We start from the raw sequence: 6,793 nt of genomic DNA, 5'->3' as shown, positions 1-6,793 counted from the left end.
TGTTCGCGTTCTGCCCGGCGGCAGCGTTTTTTCTCATTCATCAATAAACAATTGCCGTGGTTCACGACGCTTTGCATTAGATTTGAGTCCATGACTGACACCGCATCACGCACGATCCTGCTGCTCAACGGGCCAAATCTGAACCTCCTGGGCACCCGCGAGCCGCAGATTTACGGACATGACACCTTGGCCGATGTTGAACAGCTGGCCCGTGACACTGCCGCCGCCCACGGATTTGAGCTGCGCGCCCTGCAGTCCAATCATGAAGGGGTGCTCATCGATGCCATTCATGAAGCACGCACCAGTGCCGCGGGCATCGTGATGAACCCGGGAGCCTTCACCCACACCTCGGTCGCCTTGGCAGATGCCATCAGTGGTGTCCAGCTGCCCACGATTGAAGTCCACATCTCCAACGTGCACCAGCGCGAGGCATTCCGCCACCATTCCTACATTTCGCCGGTGGCCAGTTCCATCATCGTCGGCGCTGGCGTCAACGGCTACAAGCTGGCCGTGGAACAGCTGGCGTACCTGCTGGGCAAATAATTTTGCCCTTTTGGCTAGTTGGCGATGCAGTCCCCGGTCTTGACCGAGGTGCGCTGCGAGCCGCCTAGCTCCATGGCGCGCTCCATCTCCTCAAGGCTCAGGGCGAATCCAATCTGCTCGTCGCTGCGGGACTTCGCGAAGATCAGGCCAACGGCCTCGCCGTTTTCATCCACCAGCGGTCCACCGGAATTGCCCTGGGCAACTTCGGCGGTGATCTGGTAGACGGAAATTCTCGACGGGTCGGTGCCGTAGATATTGGAGATCGAGACGTTGGCCCGCGAGGCGATCATGGCGCTGCGAATCTGCTGGGGGCCACCAGCCGGGTAGCCGATAAACGCCGCGGCGTCGCCACGGGTGAGATCCTCATCGGCCAGGTCAATGGCCGGGGCCTCCAAGCCCTGCACGTACAGCAGCGCGATATCGGTCTCGGGATCGAAGTAGACCACCTTTCCGCGGTGAACTCCGTCACGACCGGTCTCCACGGTGGCTGCCCCAAGACCGGCCACCACGTGGGCGTTGGTCATCACCATTTCTGGAGCCACCACAAAGCCCGAACCGGTCAGGTTGACACCGCATTGCACTGCCGTGCCCGAGACCTTGGCGGCGGATTCCGCTGCGGTCCGCTGGAGATCGGTGGCCACCCAGTCGGTGTCCATGGGCTGGGCCACCGGCGGCGCAAAGGGCTCCAGGAATGCTGGCAGGGTTTCGGCGATCACCTTGGAGCGGGCCGAGGAAATGGCCGAGTTCACAAAGGGCGGCGTCGCGCCGCGAATGGCCTGGATCATGGTGGACTTTCCAATTTCCAGGGACAGGCGCGGAATGCCCATGCTGGAGGTGGAAAACGCCAGCGCGCCAATGATCGTGGCGGTAATCAGCACCGAGAGCACGCCACCGGCAATGCGGTCTGCAGAGCGCAGGAAATCGACGTTCATCCAGTGCCGGATGCGGGTGGCAATGACCCGGCCCAGCGCCTGGCCGAGGATGATCAGCACGGCAGCCGTGGCGGCCATCAGCGCAACACGCCACCAGGGGTTGTTGGCGAAAGTGGAAACCAGCGGGATGGCAAAGAACGCGGCAACACCTCCCAGAATGAGGCCCACCATGTCGCCAACGGTCAAGAGAAAACCGCGGCGAAGTCCGATAATGAAAAAGGTCAGCAAAACAGCGCAGATGACTACGTCGAGCCAGCTGAAAATTCCGAGCACCAAGACTCCAATGCGTTCAAATACTTTGTATTAACCCAAGGTACCCTTAGAAGCTGATGGATTTCTGCGAGCATATTCGCGAGTTTTGGCCGAATGAGCGTGACGTTCAACATTTTCTCGGTGAAACCACGTGTGGAAACTGTCACATTGTTACTGAATACGGCACAATGAAGTAAGCGCCTACTACTGTTGACAGGAGATTTAATGGATATCGAGGTACTGCGTCGCGCGCCACTGTTTGCGTCGCTTGGTGATGAAGTATTCGCCGCGCTCACCGAAGAATTGACCGAGGTTGATCTGTCCCGCGGTGCGTCGGTGTTCCGTGAAGGCGATCAGGGCGACCGCCTGTACTTCATCGTTTCGGGAAAGATCAAGCTGGGCCGCACCTCTTCGGATGGTCGCGAAAACCTGATTGCTGTTCTTGGCCCAGGCGAACTGTTTGGCGAGATGGCCCTATTCGATCCACACCCACGCAACGCGACTGCAACCGCCGTGTCGGAAACCCGACTGGCTGGCTTGAGCCACGAGAACATGCGCAAGGCGATCCTGAACTCCCCTGAGGTCTCGATCCAGCTGCTGCAGGCTCTGGCTGCACGTCTGCGCCGCACCAACGAGTCCCTTGCGGACTTGGTCTTCTCCGATGTTCCTGGCCGTGTTGCCAAGGCTCTGCTTGATCTTGCTGACCGCTTCGGCCGTCCAGCAACCGACGGCATCCTGGTCGCTCACGAGCTGACTCAGGAAGAGCTGGCCCAGCTGGTTGGCGCATCGCGTGAAACCGTAAACAAGGCTTTGGCTGAATTTGTACAGCGCGGCTGGCTGCGTCTGGAAGCACGCGCTGTCGTGATTCTGGACATCCAGCGTCTGCGCCAGCGTTCACGCTAAGCCAGTCAAAATAGTGTGGGCCGAAGATCCTTTTGGATCTTCGGCCCACACTATTTTTATGTTGTTCTAGCTAATTCATTGGCGGCCCGCGGCGGCCTGCCAGGGGCGCGAGGATTCGGCACTCATCGAGCCCAGAACCTCCAGATAGTAAATGCCATCGCGCACCAGCAAGTCGGGGTGCTTCAAATCCAGGGACCGCGCCCGCGACAAATACGCCACCACCCCGTTGGCCTCGGACATTGCCTCGAGCATCATTTCCACGGCCGGGTAGCTGATCCGCGAGAAGTTCAGGCCCACGGTATTGGGCTGCCCCACCAGGTCGCCGAGCTCGCTGGTGTTTCGCTGGGCCAACACGCCGCTGGCCACCTGCCACCCGCCCCATTTGCCCTTGCCTCGAAGCAGCGTCGCCTCTTGGCGGTTGGGCACGGTGGCTGCGAAGTACCAGGTATCAAATCTGCGCAGGGCAAAGTTGGGATTCAGCCAGTGCGAGACCGGCCGCAATAAATCGGTGCGAAGCCCCAGGCCGCGACGGCGAAGAAACTCATCGAATGGAAGATCCTGGCCGGCAATCGCCTCGCGGGCGCCCATCCACTCTTCGGGGTCGGTCATTTCGATGATGGATTGCTCGTCGGTACCCGCCAGCAGGATTCCGGTTTCTTCAAAGAGCTCGCGAATGGCGCAAACGATATGCGCTTGGACCAGCTGCTGGTCCAATACGTCCATGCGCTTGGACCACTGCGAAAGGCTCGGTCCGAACCATTGATAGGTTGCCCGGTCGCTGGCCTCGTGGCTGCCGCCGGGGAAGGCCACGTTGCCCATCGGGGAGCCTCCAGGCCGAAAGGTCAGGTAGGTCTCGACACCCTTGGAACAGTCCCGCACCAGGCACACGGACGACGCGCGGCGCGGTGAGCGGGGGGTGCGGGAGCCGAAGGTGAACCAGTTTTCGGCCGTAGGGATCTGGTGTGGCGGCAGATCAAAGACTCTGCGCACCATGCCGCTGCGCGGCCCGCAAGGGAAAGCCTTGGCAGGCCGCGCAACAGGCAACTGAGGTGAACTACTCAAATTCGGCGATGACCTCAACCTCGACGGGTGCATCCAGCGGAAGCACGGCAACGCCAACGGCCGAACGCGAATGCAGGCCTGCGTCGCCAAGAACCTCGCCGAAGAATTCGGAAGCTCCGTTGATGACTCCTGGCTGCCCGGTGAACTCCGGTGCCGACGACACGAAACCGACAACCTTCACGATGCGCTTAATGCGATCTAGGTCACCAATTTCGGCCTTGATGGCTGCCAGTGCGTTCAGCGCGGCAACCTGTGCCTGGGCCTTGGCTTCTTCTGCTGAAACCTCTGCGCCGACCTTTCCCACAACTGAGAGTTCACCATTAATCAGCGGAAGCTGGCCGGAGGTGTAAACGTAGTTGCCGGTGGTGACTGCTGGCAGGTAGGCAGCGACGGGCTTGGCAACGCCTGGCAGGGCATAACCCAGTTCAGCCAGGCGCGTTTCGACACGCGAGGAAGTCGCTTCTTGCATGGGCTTTTTCTCCTTAAGGAAGTATGTTTTGGCTACTCTTTTGGACGCTTCATGTAGGCCACCGGCGATGAGCCGTTGGGGCCAGGAACTACAGTAACCAGCTCCCAACCATCATCCCCCCATTGGTCCAAAATCTGCTTTGTTGCGTGAATCAAAAGTGGCAAAGTGGCGTATTCCCATTTAGTCATACTGGATACGTTATCGCGTCCTTGTAAACTAGTGGGTATGGCAGCCAAGAAGTCCCCCTTTTTTGATACCGCCACCACCCTTGGGAAAGTCGTTGCATTCTTTGGAATCAGCGCCCTGTGTGGTGTGCTCGCAGCAGGTATGCTCGTGCCCGTAGCGGCGATCGCAAAAACCGGTTTGACCACCGGTAACAACATCGTCAGCGCACTCCCGAGCTCCTTTGAGAAGCTTCCGATTTCGGAGCCGTCAACGATCGTCGACGCCAACGGCAAGACCATCGCGAATTTCTACCAGCAGAATCGCGAACCTGTGTCACTTGATGACATCTCGCCGTATATGCGCAAGGCCATCGTCTCGGTGGAAGATGAACGCTTCTACGAGCACAACGGTGTCGACCCCAAGGGCATCGCCCGAGCCATCGTCGGCAACCTGACCTCCACTTCGCGCTCTGGTGCGTCTACCCTGACCCAGCAGTATGTGAACAACCTTCTGGTGAACAACCAGGAGCTCACCGGTTCCGAGGAAACCACCGTGTCCGGCAACAAGGACTACTCGGAAAAGATCCGCGAGCTCAAGTACGCGGTAGCCATCGAAAAGGAAATGTCCAAGGACGAAATCCTCGAAGGCTACTTGAACCTCGTGCTGTTCTCCGGTCGCGAATACGGCGTACAGGCTGCCGCACAGCGCTTCTACTCTGTGGATGCCAAGGACTTGAACGTCCAGCAGTCGGCCATGCTTGCTGGCATGGTCCAGCTGCCGAACGTCTACAACCCGATCAACAACCCAGAGCGTTCCCTTGACCGCCGCAATAAGGTGCTGGGCAACATGTACCGCACCGGCGCGATCAATAAAAAGGAGTATGACGACGCGGTGAAGTCCGGACTTGAGCTCAAGCCCAGCACTTCCCCATCGGGCTGCTCAGCGGCCAAAGACAACGCATACTTCTGTGATTACGTCACCAACCTGATTCTGGGCGACGACACGTTCGGCAAGACCAAGGAAGACCGCGAGGGCCTGCTGTACCGCGGCGGCCTGACGATCAAGACCACCTTGAATAGCGAGCTGAACAAGAAGGCTGCCAACGACGCTCGCAAGTCCATCGACCCGAACGCCAAGTCCAATAAGGATGTGTTCTCCTCGATCGTCTCGGTGGAGCCTGGCACTGGAAATATCCTGACCATGGCCCAGAACACCACCTATGGTGCTGAAAAGGGAAACACCGCAAAGACCATGCTGAACTTTGCTGTGGAGAAGTCCATGGGTGGCGCTGGCGGCTTCCAGGCCGGTTCGACGATGAAACCGTACACCACGCTGGCTTGGCTCAAAGAGGGCCATCACATGTACGACACCATCAATGCCAAGCGGCCCTACTTCGCTCCTAGCCACAAGTGGCGTGCCTCGTGCCTGCCTGGCGGCCAGACTGTCACCGGTGGTGGAGAAGCTTGGCAGCCCCTGAACGCGTCGCGTGGCTTCTACCGTCCCATGACTGTCGACTACGGCTTGAAGTGGTCCATCAACTCCGCAACCATCCAGGAAGCATCCAAGCTCGACCTCTGCAACATCACCGATTTTGCCAATAGCGTTGGGCTTCGCGATTTGGACAGCGGCCAGCCTCAAGAGCTTTCGCCAGAGCATCCATCGTTTGTCATCGGTACGCCCAAGGTCGCTCCGCTGGCACAGGCTGCTGCCTTCGCCACCTTCGCCAACAAGGGCGAATATTGCGAGCCACGTGCGCTGACCAGCGTCACGGACAAGGACGGCAACCAGTACAAGGTCAAGAAGGAATCCTGCTCGCAGCAAATTGATCCGACCTACATCGCTGATCTGAACGGCACGCTGAAGAAGATTGCCACGGATCGCGTGTCCAAGGGCAGAGTCGCCGGTCCAATCGCCGGTAAGACCGGTACCAACAACTGGTCAACCTCCACGTGGTTCGTCGGCTACACCACCGGCATTTCCACCGCTGCCTGGGTTGGCCGAGTTAATGCAACTGCCGCTGAAGAAGCGAACACCCTGCAGGGATCGATGATCAATGATGAGCGCGCCCCAAGCACGCTCGACTCCTCGACCTACGCAGCTCCGCTGTGGGTGGACTTCATGGAGGAAGCAGTCCAGGAGTACGATCGCAGCGGTTTTGGTTCGCCTCGCAGCAAGCCAGCGCCCAAGCCTGAACCGAAGGAAGAGGATTCTTCCAAGGAGGATTCCAAGTCCGACTCCGAGGACAAGGACAAGGAATCCAAAGCAGACCAGTCCGAATCCAATGAGTCGAAGTCTGATTCCGGAAATAATGAATCGGATAATGGCAACGGCAATGGCAACGGCAACGGCAATGGCAATGGCAAGGGCAACGGGAAGAAATCCGACGACTAGCTAAGCGCCGTTGAAGGCCGCGTTCAACTTTGGTTGAACGCGGCCTTCGGTCTAGATTGGCAATAGCGGACTTCAC

6 protein-coding genes are annotated in these 6,793 nt (G+C 58.9%); 3 read left to right on the top strand and 3 right to left on the bottom strand.

What is annotated here, in order from left to right; genetic code table 11:
* Window positions 1-90 precede the first annotated feature (90 nt).
* Complete coding sequence (gene aroQ / locus H6F58_RS14410) at window positions 91-543, top strand: type II 3-dehydroquinate dehydratase (RefSeq protein ID WP_171918860.1); 453 nt, start codon at window positions 91-93, stop codon at window positions 541-543.
* A gap of 14 nt (window positions 544-557) precedes the next feature.
* Here aroQ and H6F58_RS14405 read toward each other — a convergent pair whose 3' ends face one another.
* A complete protein-coding gene (locus H6F58_RS14405) occupies window positions 558-1,748 on the bottom strand; it encodes a MarP family serine protease (protein ID WP_186468091.1) in 1,191 nt (396 codons plus the stop codon).
* 204 nt (window positions 1,749-1,952) lie between these two features.
* Here H6F58_RS14405 and H6F58_RS14400 point away from each other — a divergent pair, with 204 nt between their 5' ends.
* A complete protein-coding gene (locus H6F58_RS14400; protein ID WP_022874282.1) occupies window positions 1,953-2,630 on the top strand; it encodes a Crp/Fnr family transcriptional regulator in 678 nt (225 codons plus the stop codon).
* Between the two features lie 75 nt (window positions 2,631-2,705).
* On the opposite strand, the gene H6F58_RS14395 is transcribed toward H6F58_RS14400, so the two are convergent.
* Both H6F58_RS14395 and H6F58_RS14390 read right to left on the bottom strand, forming a co-directional pair.
* Entirely contained in the window at window positions 2,706-3,692 is a 987-nt protein-coding gene (locus H6F58_RS14395; RefSeq protein ID WP_236995187.1) for an NUDIX hydrolase, read from the bottom strand.
* Entirely contained in the window at window positions 3,685-4,161 is a 477-nt protein-coding gene (locus tag H6F58_RS14390) for a RidA family protein (protein ID WP_060702362.1), read from the bottom strand. The genes H6F58_RS14395 and H6F58_RS14390 overlap by 8 nt, the downstream gene beginning before the upstream one ends.
* A gap of 225 nt (window positions 4,162-4,386) precedes the next feature.
* Here H6F58_RS14390 and H6F58_RS14385 point away from each other — a divergent pair, with 225 nt between their 5' ends.
* Window positions 4,387-6,717 carry a transglycosylase domain-containing protein gene (locus H6F58_RS14385; protein ID WP_146275896.1) on the top strand — a complete coding sequence of 777 codons (2,331 nt, stop codon included), beginning with the start codon at window positions 4,387-4,389 and terminating at the stop codon, window positions 6,715-6,717.
* Window positions 6,718-6,793 lie beyond the last annotated feature (76 nt).

Origin of the sequence: Glutamicibacter sp. FBE19 (assembly GCF_015524875.1) — a bacterium.
Classification (GTDB): domain Bacteria; phylum Actinomycetota; class Actinomycetes; order Actinomycetales; family Micrococcaceae; genus Glutamicibacter; species Glutamicibacter halophytocola.
The sequence above is the reverse complement of the archived record's forward strand: the minus strand, read 5'-3'. Positions and strand labels throughout refer to the sequence as shown.

Excerpts from the sequence above, each read along its gene's own strand:
- aroQ (WP_171918860.1), top strand. The coding sequence starts at position 91 with ATGACTGACACCGCATCACGCACGATCCTGCTGCTCAACGGGCCAAAT.
- H6F58_RS14400 (WP_022874282.1), top strand. The coding sequence starts at position 1,953 with ATGGATATCGAGGTACTGCGTCGCGCGCCACTGTTTGCGTCGCTTGGT.
- H6F58_RS14390 (WP_060702362.1), bottom strand. The coding sequence starts at position 4,161 with ATGCAAGAAGCGACTTCCTCGCGTGTCGAAACGCGCCTGGCTGAACTG.
- H6F58_RS14385 (WP_146275896.1), top strand. The coding sequence starts at position 4,387 with ATGGCAGCCAAGAAGTCCCCCTTTTTTGATACCGCCACCACCCTTGGG.